Raw genomic sequence first — 16,866 nt, 5'->3', positions numbered from 1 at the left:
AATCGCGGCGGTGACCCGGCCGGCCCGGGGGACCGGGATGACCGGTCCCTCCGTCGTGTCGTGGCCGTACCCGCAGGGAGGGCTGGGTGGCAACCCGAACCTGCCACCCGGGGAGCGCCTGAGCGTGCTGCTGGTGGAGGACGACGAGGGTGACGCCTTCCTGGTCGGCGAGTTGCTGGCCGAGACGAACTCCGGAATCGACCTGCTGGTGGCGACCAGCCTGAGCGAGGCCCGCCAACGGATCGCGGGGGTCGACTGCGTACTGCTCGACCTGGGGCTGCCCGACGCGCAGGGGCTGGACGGGCTGCGGCAGGTGCTGGAGATGTCCGGCAGCGCGGCCGTCTGCGTGCTCACCGGTCGCACCGACGAGCACCTGGGCATCGTGGCGGTTGCCGAGGGGGCGCAGGACTACCTGGTCAAGGGCCAGGTCGACGGGGTGCTGCTGACCCGGGCACTGCGCTACGCGGTGGAGCGCAAACGGGCCGACGAGAACGCCCGCCGGCTGCGTGAGGTGGAGCTGCGCCAGGCCGAGTCGGCCCGGTTGGAGCGCGGCCTGCTGCCCCAGCCGCTGATGTCGACCGATCAGATCGCCGTACACACCTTCTACCGGCCCGGCCGGCACGCCGCCCTGATCGGCGGGGACTTCTACGACGTGGTGCAGACCCGTCCCGACCGGGTGGATCTGATCATCGGCGATGTCTGTGGGCACGGCGTGGACGAGGCGGCCCTCGGCGTCGAGCTGCGGGTGGCCTGGCGGGCGCTGATCCTCGCCGGGGTACCGGACGACGAGGTGCTCCCCGCGCTGGAACAGGTGCTGATGAGCGAGCGTCGGCTTCAGGAGATCTTCGCGACCGTGGCGACGGCCCGGCTGGACCTCAACGCCGGCCGGGCGACGGTGCGGCTGGCCGGCCACCCGCCACCGGTGCTGCTCGCCGGTGGGCGGGTGACTCCGGTGCCCGCCCCGGGTGGTCTGCTGCTCGGCGTACGGCCGCGTCGGCCCGTCGCCTTCGACCTGAAGTTCGACACCGAGGACTGGTCTCTGCTGATGTACACCGATGGTCTGATCGAGGGCCGGGTGGGCGCGGGCGACGAACGTCTCGACGTGCCCGGCCTGACCCGCCTGCTGACCGAGCCGGCCAGTCGGGCGGTTGCGCTGCCCGATCTGCCGGCCTGGCTGGTCGGGCGGGCCGAGCAGCTCAACGACGGCCCGTTCGCCGACGATGTGGCGATGCTGCTGGTCACGCGGGGTGGTGGCCGGTGACGGCCACGGGTGCCGGCTGGAGCCTGCGCGGCCGGCTGGCCGTGCTCGTCGCCGTCGTCGGGTTGCTGTTGCTCGGGGTGGCCGTCGCGGAGGCGGTGGTCGCCACCCGTAGCCGGGCGCACATCGACGCGGTGCTCAACGAGACAGGTCCGTTGCGGGCCCAGTCCCAGGAACTGCTCGCGGTCCTGGTCGACCAGGAGACCGCGATCCGGGGGTACGCGCTGACCGGCGAGCGGGAGGATCTCGCCCCGTTCGACACCGGCCGGCAGCGGGAGCAGGAGCTGGCCGCCTCGATGGACCGGCTGTTGGCCAGCTACCCGGAGCTGCGTGACGAGTTCGGCACGGTGCAGCAGCGGGCGGAGCAGTGGCGGCAGGCGGTTGCCCTGCCGGTCATCGCCGCCATCGAGACCGGTGGCGCCACCGCCGGCCAGCAGTTGCTCACCGACCAGTCGCGGCAGCAGTTCGACCAGATCCGGGTCGCCGTCGACGTGTTGCAGAACGGCATCCTCGAGGTTCGCGACGAGGCCGCGGCGAACGTACGCAGCACGAGCAACCTGCTGGTGCTGCTGCTGGTCATCGCGGCGCTCGTGGTGCTGGTCACCGGGGTGGTGCTGCTCACCTCGCTGGAGCGGATGGTGATCCGTCCGCTGACCAGCCTGGCCGGGCAGGTTCGGGAGGTCGCCGTCGGCGACTACGGCCACCGCATCGCCGGCACCGGTCCGCCGGAGTTCCAGCGCCTCGGCGAGGACGTGGACGCCATGCGCCAGAAGATCGCCGCGGACCTGGCCGAGGTGCGTGAGGCCCGGGAGCGCATCGAGTGGGTCAACGCTCAGTTGCAGAAGCAGGCCGAGGAGCTGACCCGGTCCAACCGTGACCTGGAGCAGTTCGCCTACGTCGCCTCGCACGACCTGCAGGAGCCGTTGCGCAAGGTGGCGAGTTTCTGCCAGCTGCTCCAGCGGCGTTATGCCGGGCGGCTCGACGAGCGGGCCGACCAGTACATCGCCTTCGCGGTGGACGGCGCGCAGCGGATGCAGCGGCTGATCAACGACCTGCTGGCCTTCTCCCGGATCGGCCGGCTCACCACGGGCTTCACCGATGTCGACCTGAACCGCCTGATGGCCGAGGTGGCGGCACAGACCGAGCCGGCCCGGCAGTACGCCGACGCCGAGCTGACCTGGGGCGAGCTGCCGGTGATCCGCGGCGAGGAGCCGCTGCTGACCAACCTGCTGGTCAACCTGGTCAGCAACTCCGTGAAGTTCCGTCGGGCGGATGTTCCGCCGAAGGTGCACGTCTCGGCCCGGCTGATCGGCGAGGATTGGGAGATCACCTGCCAGGACAACGGCATCGGGATCGAGCCGGAGTTCGCCGACAAGATCTTCGTCATCTTCCAGCGACTGCACGCCAAGGACGCGTACCCGGGTACCGGAATCGGGCTGGCGATCGTCAAGAAGATCGTGGAGTACCACGGCGGTCGGGTCTGGGTGGACACCGACGTGCCCGAGGGGACGGCGATCCGTTTCACCCTGCCCGCGCTGCCCGCCGACGCGGAGGCTGCGCAGAGCGCCACCGGCGCGGACGGGTCCGCTGCGGACGGGGAGGCTGCGGACGCCGCCGCTGCAGCGGCGGTGGGGACGGACGCGGCGGCAGGCCGGGCCGATGACGAGGTCCCGGCGGGTGACGGTACCGTCGGCGCCGAGGCCGGCGGCGACTCGCAACGCCCCTCGGCCGTCGCTGGCCTGCCACAGGCCGGCGGTGGGACAGGTGGCATGAAGGAGGCGGTGGGATGACCGCGCCGGCGGACGGTAACAGCCCGATCGAGGTGCTTCTGGTCGAGGACGACCCGGGCGACGTGTTGATGACCCAGGAAGCGTTCGAGGAGCACAAGCTGCGCAACCGGCTCAACGTCGTGTCCGACGGTGCCGAGGCGCTTGCCTACCTGCGTCGCGAGGGCCAGTACGCGGACGCGGAGCTGCCGGACCTGATCCTGCTCGACCTGAACCTGCCCCGGCGGGACGGTCGGGAGGTGCTGGAGGAGATCAAGAAGGACGAGCAGCTCCGCCGGATCCCGGTGGTGGTGCTTACCACCTCCCAGGCCGACGAGGACATCCTGCGCAGCTACCAGCTGCATGCGAACGCGTACGTGACCAAGCCGGTCGACTTCGAGCAGTTCATCGCGGTGGTCCGGCAGATCGACGAGTTCTTCGTCAGCGTGGTGAAGCTGCCGCCGCGTGGTTGACACCCTGCTCGACGACGTCGGCGAGCTGCTGCGGGAGACTGCCGACCGCGTCGTGCTGCCCTTGTTCCGCCATCTCGACGCCGCCGACGTGAGCGAGAAGGCCCCCGGTGAGCTGGTCACGGTCGCCGACCGGCGGGCCGAGGAAATGATCAGCGCCCGGTTGCTCCGGCTGCGCCCCGGCTCGGTGGTGGTCGGCGAGGAGGCGGTGGCCGACGATCCCGACCTGCTGCGTCACCTGCGTGCCTCGGGGGACGTCTGGCTGGTCGACCCGGTCGACGGCACCGCGAACTTCGCAGCGGGCCGCCGCCCGTTCGCCTTGATGGTCTCCCTGCTCACCGATGGCGAGCCGGTGGCCGCCTGGGTGTTGGACCCGTTGGCCGACGCGCTGGCGACTGGCCGTAACGGCGAGGGCACGTACCTGGACGGTCGGCCGTTGCACCTGCCCGACGGGGCACCGCCAACGGGTGAGCTGCGGGGCACCGCGATGACGAAGTTCCTGCCGGGGCCTTCACGACGCACGGTGGAGGCGGGCGGTGCGCGGCTCGGCGAGCTGCTACCGGGGCAGCATTGCGCCGGTCGCGAGTATCTCGACGTGCTCACCGGCCGGCAGCAGTTCGTGCTGTTCTGGCGGACCCTGCCCTGGGACCACGGCCCAGGCACCCTGCTGGTGCGGGCCGCAGGCGGAGTCGCCCGCCGGCTCGACGGCACGGACTACCACCCCGCCGACACCGAACACGGCCTACTGGTAGCCGCCAACCAGGAGGTCTGGACCAAAGTCCACACCACCCTCCTCCCCACCTGATCCCCTGCGCCCACCCGGTGTTGATCATGAGGTTGGCGGCGAGTTCGATCCGAAAGTGCCGCGAACCTCATGATCAACGCGGGGTAGGGGTGCGGAGAGTGAGGGGATGGTTGCGGGCGGTTGAGGGTTGGGCGGGGTTGGGGGTCGGCGGGCTGGTCGGGAGGGATGGTTCCGGTATCCTGACCGGCGGCCTTCCGCCAGCAGGCCGCCGACCGGCGCCGGCGGGGGCCGCCGCCGCGCAGTGGAAACCATCGGGGGCCGGCGGCCGACGAAAGGATGCTTTCGTGCGCAGGTCCATGCCCGTCCGGCGGTACGCCCACCGGCCGCTGATCGCCCTGCTCGCCGCCGTGGCGCTGCTGCTCGGCGTGGGTGCCGTGCCGGCGTACGCCGAGCCCAACGAGGGTGGCAGCAAGAAGCTGCGGGACGCTCTGGAAGCCACCGCCAAGGCGCACATCGACGCCAAGCGCAAGCTGGACGGCTCCAAGAAGCGGCAGAAGCAGATGGCCAAGGAGTTGTCCGCGATGGAGGGCCGGCTCAACGAACTGACCGCCATGGTCGGCGAGGTGGCCGCACAGTCCTACCGGGTCGGGCGGCTCAGCCCGGCGGCCGTACTGCTGGACAGCGCGACGCCGGAGGCGTTCGTGCAGCGCGCCGCCAACCTCGACATGATGGCCCAGCGGGACAGCCGCCGGATCCGGGAGCTGACCGAGGCGCGTGAGCAGGCCCGGCAGGCCAAGCTGGCGATCAACGCCGAGGTGCGCGAGCAGACCAAGCAGTTGGCCGTGATGGCTAAGAAGAAGAAGGAGGCCGAGGCGGCCCTGGCCGCGGTCAGCTCGGGTAGCGGCGGCGGGTTCAGCGGTGGCAGTTCCACCTCGGCGAAGCCGGCACCGCGTAACTCCGACGGTTCCTGGCCCGGCGAGTCGTGCTCGGTGAACGACCCGACCACCTCGGGCTGCATCACGCCCCGCACGCTGCACGCGCTGAAGCAGACCCAGGCCGCCGGATACAAGCGGCACGTCTCCTGCTACCGCAGCGGCGGCTCCGGCGAGCACCCCAAGGGTCGGGCCTGCGACTTCTCCGCCGCCACCAACGGCTTCGAGGACCGCACGGCGACCGGTGGCGACAAGTCGTACGGTGACAGCCTGGCCGCCTGGCACGTCCGCAACGCCGACCGGCTCGGCGTGCTCTACGTCATCTGGTACCGCCAGATCTGGCACCCGGGCACCGGCTGGCGGGCGTACAGCGGTAGCGGCAGCCCGGCCGCCGACCACACGAACCACGTTCATCTCTCGATGTACTGACCCGCCGGCCCGGGGCCGCTGCGTACCATCGCCACGATGAACTCTCCATCGCCTGACGTGGCGGCCCCAACCGCGCCGTCTTCGCCGGAGGTGCCCCGGGCCCTGCCCAACGGGCTCGCCGCGTTCCTGGTCTTCTACTCCAGTGGTGCCGTTCTGGTCCTGGAGACCGCCGCGCTGCGCCTGGTCGGGCCGTACGTCGGGGTCACCCTCCAGGTGACCAGCTCGGTCATCGGCATCGCGTTGGCGGCGATCGCGTACGGGGCCTGGGCGGGCGGCTGGCTGGCCGACCGGCGCAACCCGCGTACGCTGCTGGCCCCGGCGCTGGTGCTCTCCGGCATCGCCACCGCGATCACCCTGCCGGCGGTGCGGTACGCCGGTGAGGTGCTGCGGGGCGGTGCGGCAAGCGCCGTTCTGCTGCTGGTCGCGGTCGCCGTGTTCGCGCCCGCGATGCTGCTCTCGGCGGTCAGCCCACTGGTGATCAAACTTCAGCTCGCCGACCTGCGCCGCACCGGCCAGGTCGTCGGCCGGCTCTCCGGCATCGGCACCCTCGGCGCCGTCACGGCCACCCTGGTCACCGGCTTCGTGCTGGTGGCAGCCCTGCCGAGCACCGTCATCCTGTTCGGGTTGGCCGCCTCCCTCGGCATCACCGGCATCGCGCTCGGGGTGTACCTGCACCGGCAGGACCGGGCCGCCCTACCCGGGCCGGCCCGGGTCAAGGCCGTCCTGGCGGTGCTCGGCCTGGCCGGGGCCGGGCTGACCATGGTCGCCCCGAACCCGTGCGACGTCGAGACGGCGTACCACTGTGCCCGGGTACAGGCCGACCCGGGTCGGTCCAGCGGGCGGACGCTGCTGCTCAACTCGGCCCAGCACTCGTACGTGGACCTGAACGACCCGACCCACCTGGAGTACGCGTACACCCGGTGGATCGGCGCGGTGGCCGACGTGCTCGCCCCGTCGGGCCAGCGGCTCGACGCGCTGCACCTGGGCGGGGGCGGGTTCACCGTGCCGCGTTACCTGACCGCCACCCGGCCCGGCACCGACAACCTGGTGTTCGAGATCGACGGCGGGCTCGTCGAGCTGGGGGAGCGGCGACTCGGCGTACGCCAGGGACCGGACCTGCGGGCGGTGGTGGGTGACGCCCGGATGCTGGTGGCCGACGAGGCGACCGACAGCCGCGACTTCGTGGTGGGCGACGCCTTCGGGCACCTGGTGGTGCCCTGGCACCTGGCCACCCGGGAGATGGCCGCCGAGATCCGCCGGGTGACCCGCCCAGCTGGCGTGTACGTGCAGAATGTCATCGACTACCCGCCGCTGCGGTTCATCCGCAGTGAGGTGGCCACCGTCGCCGCCGAGTTCGGGCATGTCGCGCTGATCGCCCCGCCCGAGGCGCTGGCCGGCGAGCGGGGTGCGAACTTCCTCATCATGGCCTCCGACGCGCCACTGCCACTGGCCGCGGTACGGGCCCGGCTCGACGACGCCAACGAGCCGGCCAGTCTGCTCAGCGGCGGTGACCTGACGGACTTCGTCGGCGACGCGCTGGTGCTCACCGACGACTACGCTCCGGTGGACCAACTGCTCGCCACCGCCTGATCGGGTGACATCCGTGACCGAATCAGACCAGAAAGGTGTAGGCGGCCTCACGTCGGGCAACAACGCCGACCATGGGTGGTGCGGTGAGCAGAGGCGCGCAACTGCTCGGTGAGCGGTACCGGCTCATCGAACAGCTCGGCGCGGGCGGCATGTCGGTGGTCTGGCGCGGCTACGACGAGGTGCTCGGCCGGCAGGTGGCGGTCAAGGTGCTCGCGTCCCGGCTGGCCAGCGACCGCGCGTTTCGGCACCGGATCCGGATCGAGGCCCAGGCCGCCGCCCGGCTCTGCCACCCCAACATCACAAACGTGTACGACTACGGCGAGTCCGTGCAGGTCGGGTTGACCGTGCCGTACGTGGTGATGGAACTGATCGACGGCGGTCCGCTGACCGCGAGGTTGGCCCGCGACGGACGCCTGCCGTGGCGGGAGGCGGTGACGGTGGCGGCCGAGGTCGCCTCCGCGCTGGCCACCGCGCACGCCCGGGGTGTGGTGCACCGCGACGTCACCCCCGGCAACGTGATGCTCACCGCGACCGGGGTGAAGGTGGTCGACTTCGGCATCTCCGCGCTGGTCGGTGAGAGCGAGAAGGGGCCCGACGGCAACCTGCTCGGCACCCCGGCGTATCTCGCTCCGGAACGGCTCGACAACGGCCAGGTCAGCCCGGCCACCGACGTGTACGCGGTCGGGCTGCTGCTGTACCGGATGCTCACCGGTCGGCTGCCCTGGCAGGCCGACACCACCACCCAGATGCTGCGTGCCCACATGTACCGCGAGCCGGAGCCGATGCCCGACGTGCCGGGCCTGCCCGGTGCCGTCGCCGACCTCGTGCGGCGCTGCCTGGCGAAGCGGCCGGCGGATCGTCCGGCCACCGCCGAACTGGCCCGGGTGCTCGCGGAGGCGGCCGGCAAGGTGCCGACGGTGCCGGTGGGCAGCGGTGTGGGTGAGATCGGCCCGTCGTCGCTGGCCGACGCCGGTACCACGATCCTGCCCTGGTCCGCGGCGACCGACGCGCTGCCCCTGGCCGGCCTGCGCACCCGGCGCCGGCTGAACCGTCGGCGCCGGATCGAGGCGGTGACGGCCGCCGCCGGGTTGATGGCGGTCACGGCGGCGGTCTGGGGGGTCACGTCGCACAGCCCCGCCAGCGGCGGAATCGATCAGCCGACCCAGGCGCGTATCGGCGGCGAACAGGAGATTCCCTGCCAGGTGACGTACGCGCTGCGCAAGGATTCCGGCAAGGACTTCACCGCGGAACTGAGCCTGACCAACACCGGCGATCGTGAACTGCGCGACTGGACCATGAGCTTCGCGTTCCCCGGCGAGCAGCAGGTGACCGACGCGACTCCGGTGCCGGTGCGTCAACAGGGCCGGTCGGTGGCGGTGCAACCGGTCCCACAGCGGCCGGCGCTGGCACCGGGTGCCACCGAGAAGGTGAACCTGACCGGGCGGTACTCCGGGACGAACCCGCTGCCGGTGGAGTTCCGGATCGGCACGGCGGTGTGCGGGGTTCAGGTCTCAGGGGTGGCTGGCACCGCGCCCACCACCAAACCGGCACCCACCAAGTCGGCCACCGCCAAGACGGTGAAGGCAACGGCCGGCAAGGCCGGGTCCGGTGACACCAAACCGAAGGCGAAGAAGCCCAAGGCCGAGAAGGCCAAGCCGGACGACGACAAGGCGAAGGGCAAGGGTGGAGGCAAGCCGCAGCCGGATAAGCCCGGCAAGGGCTCCAGCCGGTGAGTTGAGCGGTCAGGACAGCGCGGCGAAACGCTGGATCTGTTCGATGGTTCCCTCCACGATGAGAATCGTGTCCTCGGTGAGGTCCAGGACGTGCGAGGCGTACCGGTACCGGTTCTCGCCCGGCCGCTTCACCCCGATCACCCGTACGCCGTAGCGGTCCAGCAGTTGAATTTCGCTGGTCGGGCGACCGGCGAGCGACCGCGGAACGCGGACCCGTGCCACTGCGAAGGCCTCATCGAACTCCACGAAGTCGAGCGTCCGGCTGATGATCAAATGGGCGAGCCGCTCGCCGGTCTCCGCCTCGGGAAAGATCACGCGGTGCGCGCCGACCGAGGAGAGGATCTTCGCGTGCTGGCCCGAGGTCGCCCGGGCCCAGATCTGCGGTACGCCCAGCTCGACCAGGGCGAGCACGGTGAGGACGCTGGCCTCGACGGAGGCGCCGATGGCCACCATCACCCGGGGCAGGTCGGACAGGCCGAGCTGGCGCAGCGCGCCCTCGTCGGTGGCGTCGGCCTGCGCCACCTGGTCGAGCATCGACGACCACTTCTGCACCTGCTGAGCGTCCCGGTCGATGGCCAGCACCTCGCGGCCGAGGGCGGAGAGCGATTCGGCCAGATGGCTGCCGAACCGGCCGAGGCCGATCACGGCGATGCCGCCCGGGTCCGATTTTCTATCCGACAATGGGTTGCTCCTCTGGGTATCGGTACAGCCGACGTCGGGTGTTCAGCGCGATCGCCGAGCCGAAGGTGAGCGGCCCGACCCGGCCGACGTACATGAGCGCGGTCAGCAGGAACTGGCCACCGTCGGACAGGGAGGACAGGACGCCCACCGAGAGCCCGGTGGTGCTGAAAGCCGACGTGACCTCGAACAACGCGGCGTAGAACGGAAGCTTGTCGGTCATCGCGATCAGCGTGGCGGTCCCGCCGGCCACGATCGCGACGCTGAGCAGCGCGACGGTGAGGGCCTGCCGCTGGCTGGCGGTGGCGATCCGACGGTGACCGACCGTGACGTCCGGCTCGCCGCGGACCTCCGCCCAGATGACGAAGGCGAGCAGGAAGAAGGTGGAGACCTTGATCCCACCGGCGGTGCTGGCGCTGCCGCCACCGATGAACATCAGCCCGATCAGCAGGATGTGACTCTCCTCCCGGAGCAGGTCGGTCGGCACCACCTCGAAGCCGCCGGTGCGGGCCAACGCGATCTGCGTGAACGCGGCCACCACCTTGCCGGGTACGTCGTACTGGCCGACGGTCCACGGGTTGGCCCACTCGGCGGACAGGAACGCGACCGCACCGAACACGACAAGCGCCGCGCTGCCCCAGATGGTCAGCTTGGTGGCGACCGCCCAGCGCGCCGGCTGCCGCCACTCGCGGACCGCTTCGAACAGGGCCGGGAAGCCGAGACCGCCGACGATCGCGCCGAGGGCCAACGGCAGGCTGACCCACGGGTCACGGGAGAAGGCCAACAGCCCGTCGGGGTAGAGCGAGAATCCGCAGTTGTTGAAGGCCTGGATGGAGTGGAACGCGGCGGACCAGAGGGACTGCCGGAACGGTTGGTCGTAGCCCAGCCAGAGCCGGCCGGTGACGACGACGGTCATCGCCAGCTCGCAGGCGAAGACCGTGGTGGCGATGCGCAGCAGCAGTCGGCGTACGTCGCCGATCCCGTACTCCGCGGTCTCGGCCCGCAACAGCAGCCGGTTGTGCAGCCCGAGCCGCCGGGACACGGTGAGGATCACCAGCGCGGCACCGGTCAGGATGCCGAGCCCACCCAACTGGGTGAGCACGGTGATGAGCGCCAGCCCGGAGCCGGACCAGTAGTTCGGGGTGTCGGTGACGGTAAGGCCGGTCACCGAGATGGCCGACGTGGCGGTGAACAGCGCGGTCATGAACGAGGTGTGCTGGTACTCGATGGTCATCGGCCGCAGCATCAACAGGCCGGTGCCGATCAGGATCGCCACCAGGAAGACCAGCGGCACGAGCCGCACCGGGTGACGAAGAAACCGACGCACCAGACAATCTTCCGATTCTGCGCGCGGTTCCGGGCCTGAACCGACATCCCGACGCCCCGCACCCCGACCCGCCCTTGCTCTGCCCCGTCCCGTCCCGGTCTAGCCGGCAACTTCGGGGATACTGCCGCCTCGGGCGCTGGCGACCCTGCAACTTTGGGGATGTTGCTGTCTCCCGCGACCACCGCCGTTCTCGAAGGGTTGCGGGGTATTGGATTGTGGGTCGTGGACGTAGCGTCGGCGAGGTAGGTGGGTGGGCTGCGGAGGGACGTCGGGTTGGGCGGCGGATGATCATGGATGCGACGTTGGTGCGCATCGGCCACGGGGTCGAGTTGCATCATCAACAAGGCCAGCGCGAGGCCGCTCGCGACCTGTTCGCGCAGATCTGGGACGAGATCGGCGGGGAGCGGGGCGACCCCTTGCACGTCTGCGTCCTCGCCCACTCGATGGCCGATGTGCAGGACGACCTTCACCGGGAGCTGCTCTGGGATCAGCGGGCGCTGGCAGCGGCCGACCAGCTCACCGACGCCCGGGTCGCGGAGGCCGGCGTGCCGATGACCGTGGCCGGCCTGTATCCGTCACTGCACCTCAACCTCGGTGACTGCTACCGCAGACTGGGTGATCTCGACCTGGCCCGCGACCACCTCCACCGCGCGGAGGCGGGGATGGTCGAGCTCGCTGACGACGACTACGGCCGGTTGATCAAGAGCGGCCTGGACCGACTGGCCGAGCAGCTGTCCGCCGGGTAGGAAACGGGCCGCCGTCCCGCGAGACACCGCGACCTGTGCCTTCGGCTGGCCCGGACGCCCCGACATGCCGCAACTCGTCGTCGCCGGAGAGCGTTCGCGAGTGGGCGGCGGACCGTGGCGGGGGGCGACACATGACGGCCGCGAACCGTGGCAGCGGGCGACCGCCGTTGTGCTGGGCCGGTGCGCCCGGGCTCCGGGCTTGTAAGTGCCGGCCACCTCGGCCCGGTTACTTGTGTGTTTCGACCACATGGCCCGTGGGTGACGTCACTTCTAGCGTGAGCCGACACATAAGGTTCCTCCCTCTGAGTCCTCACGTGGAGTCGCAATGACGGTCCGGACGACACGGCGGGTGTTCATCTCCGCCGCCACGATGATGGCCGCGGCGATCGCCGCCACGGCCTGTGGCAGCCCTCAGGACACCGCCAACGGCGGCGGCGACAGCGCCGCCCCGGTGAAGGTTGGTCTGGTCTACTCCCAGTCGGGAGCGCTGGCCAGTTACGGAAAGCAGTACATCGAGGGGTTCAGGGCCGGCCTGGACTTCGCCACCGACGGCACCAACAAGGTCGGCGACCGCACGATCGAGATCACCGAGGTTGACGACGCCGGTGACCCGGCTAAGGCGGTCTCCGCAGCCAAGGATCTGATCGGCAAGGGCAACAAGATCATCGCTGGTTCGACGGCCTCGGGCGTGGCGCTCCAGGTCGCCCCGATCGCCGCGCAGAACAAGGTGCTGTTCATCTCCGGCCCGGCCGCCACCGACGCGGTGACCGGCGCGAACAAGTACACGTTCCGCTCCGGCCGGCAGTCGTACCAGGACGTGGTGACCGCGAAGTCGTTCATCGGCGACCCGGCCGGCAAGAAGGTGGTGGTCTTCGCCCAGGACGGCGCCTTCGGCGACGCCAACGAGGCCGCGGTCAAGGCCGTCATCGGTGGAGCCGGCGCGAGCGTCAGCGCCGTCCGGGCGCCGGCCAGCGCGACCGAGTTCACCCCGTTCGCCAGCCAGATCAAGTCCGCCAAGCCGGACCTGCTCTTCGTGGCCTGGGCCGGTACCACCGCCCCGGCCATGTGGCAGACCCTGGACCAGCAGGGCGTGCTCACCTCCACCACGGTCGTCACGGGCCTGGACATCCGCGCCTCCTGGCCGACCTTCGGTGCCGCCGGCAGCAAGATCTCCTTCCTGTCGCACTACTTCGACGGGGCCAGCGACACCGAGGCGGCCAAGGCCGCCAAGGCGAAGGTCCCCGGCGGCACGCTCGACCTGTTCCACCCGGACGGGTTCGCCGCCGCCCAGATGGTGGTCCGCGCCGTGACCGAGGGTGGCGACGACGTCGAGAAGATGGTCACCGCGCTGGAGGGCTGGAGCTTCGAGAGCGTCAAGGGCAGCATGACCATCCGTGCCGAGGACCACGCGCTGCTCCAGCCGATGTACCAGGCGAGCCTGACCGGCAGCGGCGACACGTTCACCGCGACCGCTCAGAAGGCGCTCACCGGTGACGAGACCGCGCCGCCGGTCCAGGCAATGAAGGGCTGACGCGAGATGCTCGCCACCCGCGGTCTGACCTGGCGGATCGGTGAGGTCTCCATCGTCGACTCCGTCTATCTGGACCTGGCACCCGGGGAGTTTCTCGGCGTGATCGGTCCCAACGGCGCCGGCAAGACCTCACTGTTCAACCTGATCACCGGCCTGCGCCGGGCCACCGAAGGCCGGGTGACCCTGGACGGACAGGACATCTCTGCCCTGCCGCCGTACCGGCGGGCCCGGCTGGGCCTGGGCCGTACGTTCCAGGCGTCCTCGGTGTTCGGTTCGTTGAGCGTGCGGGAGAACGTCCGGCTCGCCGTGCAGGCACACCGCGGGGGTTCGCTGAAGCTGTGGCGGCGGGCGGCGGCCGACCGGGAGGTCGCCGCCGCCGCCGACGCGGCGCTCGACCGGGTCGGCCTGGCCCACCGGGGTACGGCGTTGGCCGGCACCCTCGCCCACGGCGAGAAGCGGAAGCTGGAGATCGCCCTGCTGCTGGCCGGCGAGCCACGGGTGATGCTGCTCGACGAGCCGATGGCCGGGGTCAGCGCCGAGGACGTGCCGGAACTGGTCCAGGTGATCCGTGCGTTGACCGGGGACAGCGGTCGAGCGGTGCTGATGGTGGAGCACCACATGGACGTGATCCTCGAACTGGCCGACCGGATCGCCGTCATGCACCACGGCGCGTTGCTGGCGTGCGACACGCCGGAGACGGTGATGGCCAACCCGACCGTACAAGAGGCCTACCTCGGGGAGTCGCTGTGAGCGAACCCGTATTGACCGTGGAGGATCTGTCGGTCCGGATCGCCGGGCTGCACATCCTCCAGGGAGTGTCGTTCACGGTCGCGCCGACCGGGGTCACCGTGCTGCTCGGCCGTAACGGGGTCGGCAAGACCACCACGCTGCGCGCCGTCGTCGGGCTGACTCCGCGCAGCGGCGAGGTACGCGGCACGGTCCGGATGGGCGCCCGGAGCCTGCTTTCCCAGCGGACCCACCGCCTGGTCCGCGATGGGCTCGGCTACGTGCCCGAGGACCGCTGCGTCTTCGCCGGACTCACCGTCGCGGAGAACCTGCGGCTCGCCGAGCGGCGCGGCACCACCCCGGCGTACGACCGGGTGTTCGCACTCTTTCCCGAGCTGGACCGGCGTTCCCGGCAGCGGGCCGGATCGCTCTCCGGTGGGCAGCAGCAGATGCTCGCCATCGGCCGGGTGCTGCTCAACGACAACCGGCTGCTGCTGGTCGACGAGCCGACCAAGGGGTTGGCGCCGAAGGTGGTGACCGAGGTGGCCGAGGTGCTGGAACGGGTCGCGGAGTCCGTGCCGGTGCTGCTGGTCGAGCAGAACCTGGCGGTGGTCCGGCGGCTGGCCCGCGACGCGGTGGTGCTCGCCGCCGGACGGGTCGCCTGGGCCGGCGACGCCCAGGAGTTGCTGTTGGAAACCGCGCTGACCCGGTCCCTGCTCGGCGTCGGCTCGGCAGAGGGCCACCAGCCCGCCAGCCAGCCGTCCGCCGCCGCGTCGGCCTCGGAGGACGGCAACTGATGGACGCGATCATTCTGCTGACGCTTACCGGGCTCGGCCTGGCCGCCCTCTACTTCCTGGTCGCCTCCGGGCTGTCGTTGGTCTTCGGCCTGGCCGACGTGCTCAACTTCGCGCACGGGCTGTTCCTCGGCGTCGGCGCGTACGCCACCTGGTGGGCGGCGGGGAACCTGCCCGGCGCCGGCCCCGACGGCCTCGGTTTCGTGGTCGCGGTCGCCTTCGGGGTGGCCGCCGGCACGCTGATGGCGGTGCTTGTGGAGCTGGTGCTGATCCGGCCGCTCTACTCGCGCACCATCGAGCAGGTGCTGGTCACCGTCGGCCTCTCGCTGGCCGGCGTGGCGTTGTTGCAGGCCACCTGGGGCGCCGACGCCCGACCTTTCCCCCGTCCGGCATGGACCCGCGAGGTGACCTCGATCTTCGGCGCGCAGGTGCCCAACGGAGGTCTCCTGCTGATCGTCGCTGCGGCGCTGGTGCTCGGCGCGATCCTCGCCTTCCTCCGCTGGACCCGCTACGGCCTGATCATCCGGGCCGGCGTGGAGAACCGGGAGATGGTGACCGCGCTGGGCATCGACGTACGCAAGGCGTTCACCCTGGTCTTCGCCATCGGCGGGGCGGCGGCAGCGTTGGCCGGGGCGCTGGGCAGCGTCTACTTCGGCACCGTCTCGCCGCAGCAGGGCGGCTCGCTGCTGATCTTCGCGTTCATCGTGGTGGTCATCGGCGGCATGGGCTCGGTGGTCGGGTCCGCGTACGCGGCGGTCGCGGTCGGGCTGCTGCAACAGTTCGTCAACTACTACGGCACCTCCGGACTGGGTGACATCTGCGTGGTGGCGTTGCTGGCCGTGGTGCTGCTGCTGCGTCCGCAGGGCATCGCCGGGAAGGCGGTTACGGCATGACCGAGGTCAAGAGCCCCGAGGTTTCGGCACCACCGGCGGCGGTGCCCGACGAGTTGACCGAGCAACCAGGCCGCTGGGGCCGGCTCCGCCCGTTCCTGCCGCTGGTCGCGCTGGTGGTGGCGCTGATCCTGCCGTACTCGACGCTGCACCTGCCGGGCATCTTCGAGGGCGCGCTGAACTCGCCGGGCACCCTGCAACTGCTCGCCGTGTGTCTGGTCTTCGGCGGTCTGGCGGCCGGTTACGACCTGCTTTTCGGGCGCACCGGAATGCTCTCCTTCGGCCACGCCCTCTACTTCGCCGCCGGCGTCTACGGCACCGACATCCTGATCACCCGGGCCGGGCTGCCGCTGTGGCAGGCCGCACCGCTGGCCATCGTGGGCGGAACCATCCTCGCCGGGCTGCTCGGTGCCGTGGCGCTGCGTACGGTCGGCATCGCCTTCGCCATGGTGACGCTGGCGTTCGCGCAGGTCGGGGCGATCCTGGTGGCCCGGGACTTCGGTGGCCTCACCGGTGGTGAGGAGGGGTTGCCGCTTGACGTCGCCGGGCTGCCGGACGGGCTGGTCGGGGTCACCAACACGGTAAACCTGTACTGGTTGGCGCTGGCGTATCTCGTGGTGGTGGTCTTCGTGGTGCACCGGGTCAGTGGCTCGCCGACCGGGCGGGTGCTGGCCGGGTTGCGCGACGACGAGCGCCGCATCGGCGTGCTCGGGCTGGATCCGTACCGCTTCAAGCTTGTCGCCTTCACGCTGGCTGGCGGCTTGGCGGCGGCCGGCGGGGCGGTCTACTGCCTGATCGTCGGCGGTGCCTCGCCGCACATCACCAGCAGCGAGCTGACCCTGTCGCTGCTGGTGATGGTGGTCCTCGGCGGGCCGGGTACCCGGTGGGGTCCGGTGCTGGGCGGCATCCTCTACATGTACCTGGACCACCGACTGGTGTCGTTCGGCACCTCCGACGCGGTGAACGCGCTGCCGGCGTTCCTCAGCCGGCCGCTGTCCCAGCCGCTGTTCGTGCTCGGCACGGTCTTCATCCTGGCCGTCTACTTCTTCCCCGGTGGCCTGGCCAGCCTCGCTCCTCGCCTGGCCCTGCTCCGTGACTCCCTGCGTCCCGGCTCCCGCCAGCGAGGTTGATCAGGCGGTCGGCGGGACGGCACGGACGGCGTGCCGTCCCGCCGCGCTAGCCTCATGATCGGTGGCCGGACCGACGCGTCGGTCCGGCCAGCCGGGCATCCGGCTGGTCACCGTCGCGCTG

General features: G+C 71.0%; 15 protein-coding genes. 13 read left to right on the top strand and 2 right to left on the bottom strand.

Annotated features, from left to right (window positions below):
* The first annotated feature begins 10 nt into the window (after positions 1-10).
* The 7 genes from ACN26Z_RS28140 to ACN26Z_RS28110 all read left to right on the top strand — a co-directional run bounded on the left by ACN26Z_RS28140 (position 11) and on the right by ACN26Z_RS28110 (position 8,923).
* Complete coding sequence (locus tag ACN26Z_RS28140) at positions 11-1,261, top strand: PP2C family protein-serine/threonine phosphatase (protein ID WP_170863401.1); 1,251 nt, start codon at positions 11-13, stop codon at positions 1,259-1,261.
* The gene (locus tag ACN26Z_RS28135) at positions 1,258-3,048 is read left to right on the top strand and encodes a sensor histidine kinase (RefSeq protein WP_421464125.1); all 1,791 of its coding nucleotides are present in this window, start codon (positions 1,258-1,260) and stop codon (positions 3,046-3,048) included. The genes ACN26Z_RS28140 and ACN26Z_RS28135 overlap by 4 nt, the downstream gene beginning before the upstream one ends.
* Positions 3,045-3,497: a response regulator gene (locus tag ACN26Z_RS28130; protein ID WP_093403507.1), complete on the top strand. Its 453-nt coding sequence runs from the start codon at positions 3,045-3,047 to the stop codon at positions 3,495-3,497. The genes ACN26Z_RS28135 and ACN26Z_RS28130 overlap by 4 nt, the downstream gene beginning before the upstream one ends.
* Positions 3,490-4,299, top strand: a complete 810-nt coding sequence (locus tag ACN26Z_RS28125) for an inositol monophosphatase family protein (RefSeq protein ID WP_421464123.1) — start codon at positions 3,490-3,492, stop codon at positions 4,297-4,299. Before ACN26Z_RS28130 ends, ACN26Z_RS28125 begins: the two co-directional genes overlap by 8 nt.
* Positions 4,300-4,595: 296 nt before the next feature.
* Positions 4,596-5,600, top strand: a complete 1,005-nt coding sequence (locus ACN26Z_RS28120) for a coiled-coil domain-containing protein (protein WP_282240682.1) — start codon at positions 4,596-4,598, stop codon at positions 5,598-5,600.
* A gap of 36 nt (positions 5,601-5,636) precedes the next feature.
* On the top strand, positions 5,637-7,190 hold the full coding sequence (locus ACN26Z_RS28115) for a fused MFS/spermidine synthase (protein ID WP_421464121.1): 1,554 nt from the start codon (positions 5,637-5,639) through the stop codon (positions 7,188-7,190).
* 71 nt (positions 7,191-7,261) lie between these two features.
* Positions 7,262-8,923 carry a serine/threonine-protein kinase gene (locus ACN26Z_RS28110; RefSeq protein WP_421464119.1) on the top strand — a complete coding sequence of 554 codons (1,662 nt, stop codon included), beginning with the start codon at positions 7,262-7,264 and terminating at the stop codon, positions 8,921-8,923.
* A gap of 9 nt (positions 8,924-8,932) precedes the next feature.
* Here ACN26Z_RS28110 and ACN26Z_RS28105 read toward each other — a convergent pair whose 3' ends face one another.
* Together ACN26Z_RS28105 and ACN26Z_RS28100 are read right to left on the bottom strand one after the other, a co-directional pair.
* Complete coding sequence (locus ACN26Z_RS28105) at positions 8,933-9,604, bottom strand: potassium channel family protein (protein ID WP_421464117.1); 672 nt, start codon at positions 9,602-9,604, stop codon at positions 8,933-8,935.
* On the bottom strand, positions 9,594-10,928 hold the full coding sequence (locus tag ACN26Z_RS28100; RefSeq protein WP_421464115.1) for a TrkH family potassium uptake protein: 1,335 nt from the start codon (positions 10,926-10,928) through the stop codon (positions 9,594-9,596). The genes ACN26Z_RS28105 and ACN26Z_RS28100 overlap by 11 nt, the downstream gene beginning before the upstream one ends.
* Before the next feature lie 290 nt (positions 10,929-11,218).
* On the opposite strand from ACN26Z_RS28100, the gene ACN26Z_RS28095 reads away from it, so the two are divergent.
* The 6 genes from ACN26Z_RS28095 to ACN26Z_RS28070 all read left to right on the top strand — a co-directional run bounded on the left by ACN26Z_RS28095 (position 11,219) and on the right by ACN26Z_RS28070 (position 16,745).
* Positions 11,219-11,674 (top strand): hypothetical protein, encoded by a 456-nt coding sequence (locus tag ACN26Z_RS28095; protein WP_421464113.1) that lies wholly within the window; start codon positions 11,219-11,221, stop codon positions 11,672-11,674.
* A gap of 325 nt (positions 11,675-11,999) precedes the next feature.
* Positions 12,000-13,205, top strand: a complete 1,206-nt coding sequence (locus ACN26Z_RS28090; protein WP_282236779.1) for a substrate-binding domain-containing protein — start codon at positions 12,000-12,002, stop codon at positions 13,203-13,205.
* Between the two features lie 6 nt (positions 13,206-13,211).
* Positions 13,212-13,955 (top strand): ABC transporter ATP-binding protein, encoded by a 744-nt coding sequence (locus tag ACN26Z_RS28085; protein WP_093403522.1) that lies wholly within the window; start codon positions 13,212-13,214, stop codon positions 13,953-13,955.
* Positions 13,952-14,728 carry an ABC transporter ATP-binding protein gene (locus ACN26Z_RS28080; RefSeq protein ID WP_421464110.1) on the top strand — a complete coding sequence of 259 codons (777 nt, stop codon included), beginning with the start codon at positions 13,952-13,954 and terminating at the stop codon, positions 14,726-14,728. Before ACN26Z_RS28085 ends, ACN26Z_RS28080 begins: the two co-directional genes overlap by 4 nt.
* Positions 14,728-15,618: a branched-chain amino acid ABC transporter permease gene (locus ACN26Z_RS28075; protein ID WP_093403525.1), complete on the top strand. Its 891-nt coding sequence runs from the start codon at positions 14,728-14,730 to the stop codon at positions 15,616-15,618. The genes ACN26Z_RS28080 and ACN26Z_RS28075 overlap by 1 nt, the downstream gene beginning before the upstream one ends.
* Entirely contained in the window at positions 15,615-16,745 is a 1,131-nt protein-coding gene (locus ACN26Z_RS28070; protein ID WP_093403527.1) for a branched-chain amino acid ABC transporter permease, read from the top strand. The genes ACN26Z_RS28075 and ACN26Z_RS28070 overlap by 4 nt, the downstream gene beginning before the upstream one ends.
* The last annotated feature ends 121 nt before the right edge of the window (positions 16,746-16,866 follow it).

Source organism: Verrucosispora sp. WMMD703 (assembly GCF_049178935.1).
In the GTDB taxonomy this organism is placed as follows: Bacteria; Actinomycetota; Actinomycetes; order Mycobacteriales; family Micromonosporaceae; genus Micromonospora; species Micromonospora sediminimaris.
The sequence above is the reverse complement of the archived record's forward strand: the minus strand, read 5'-3'. Positions and strand labels throughout refer to the sequence as shown.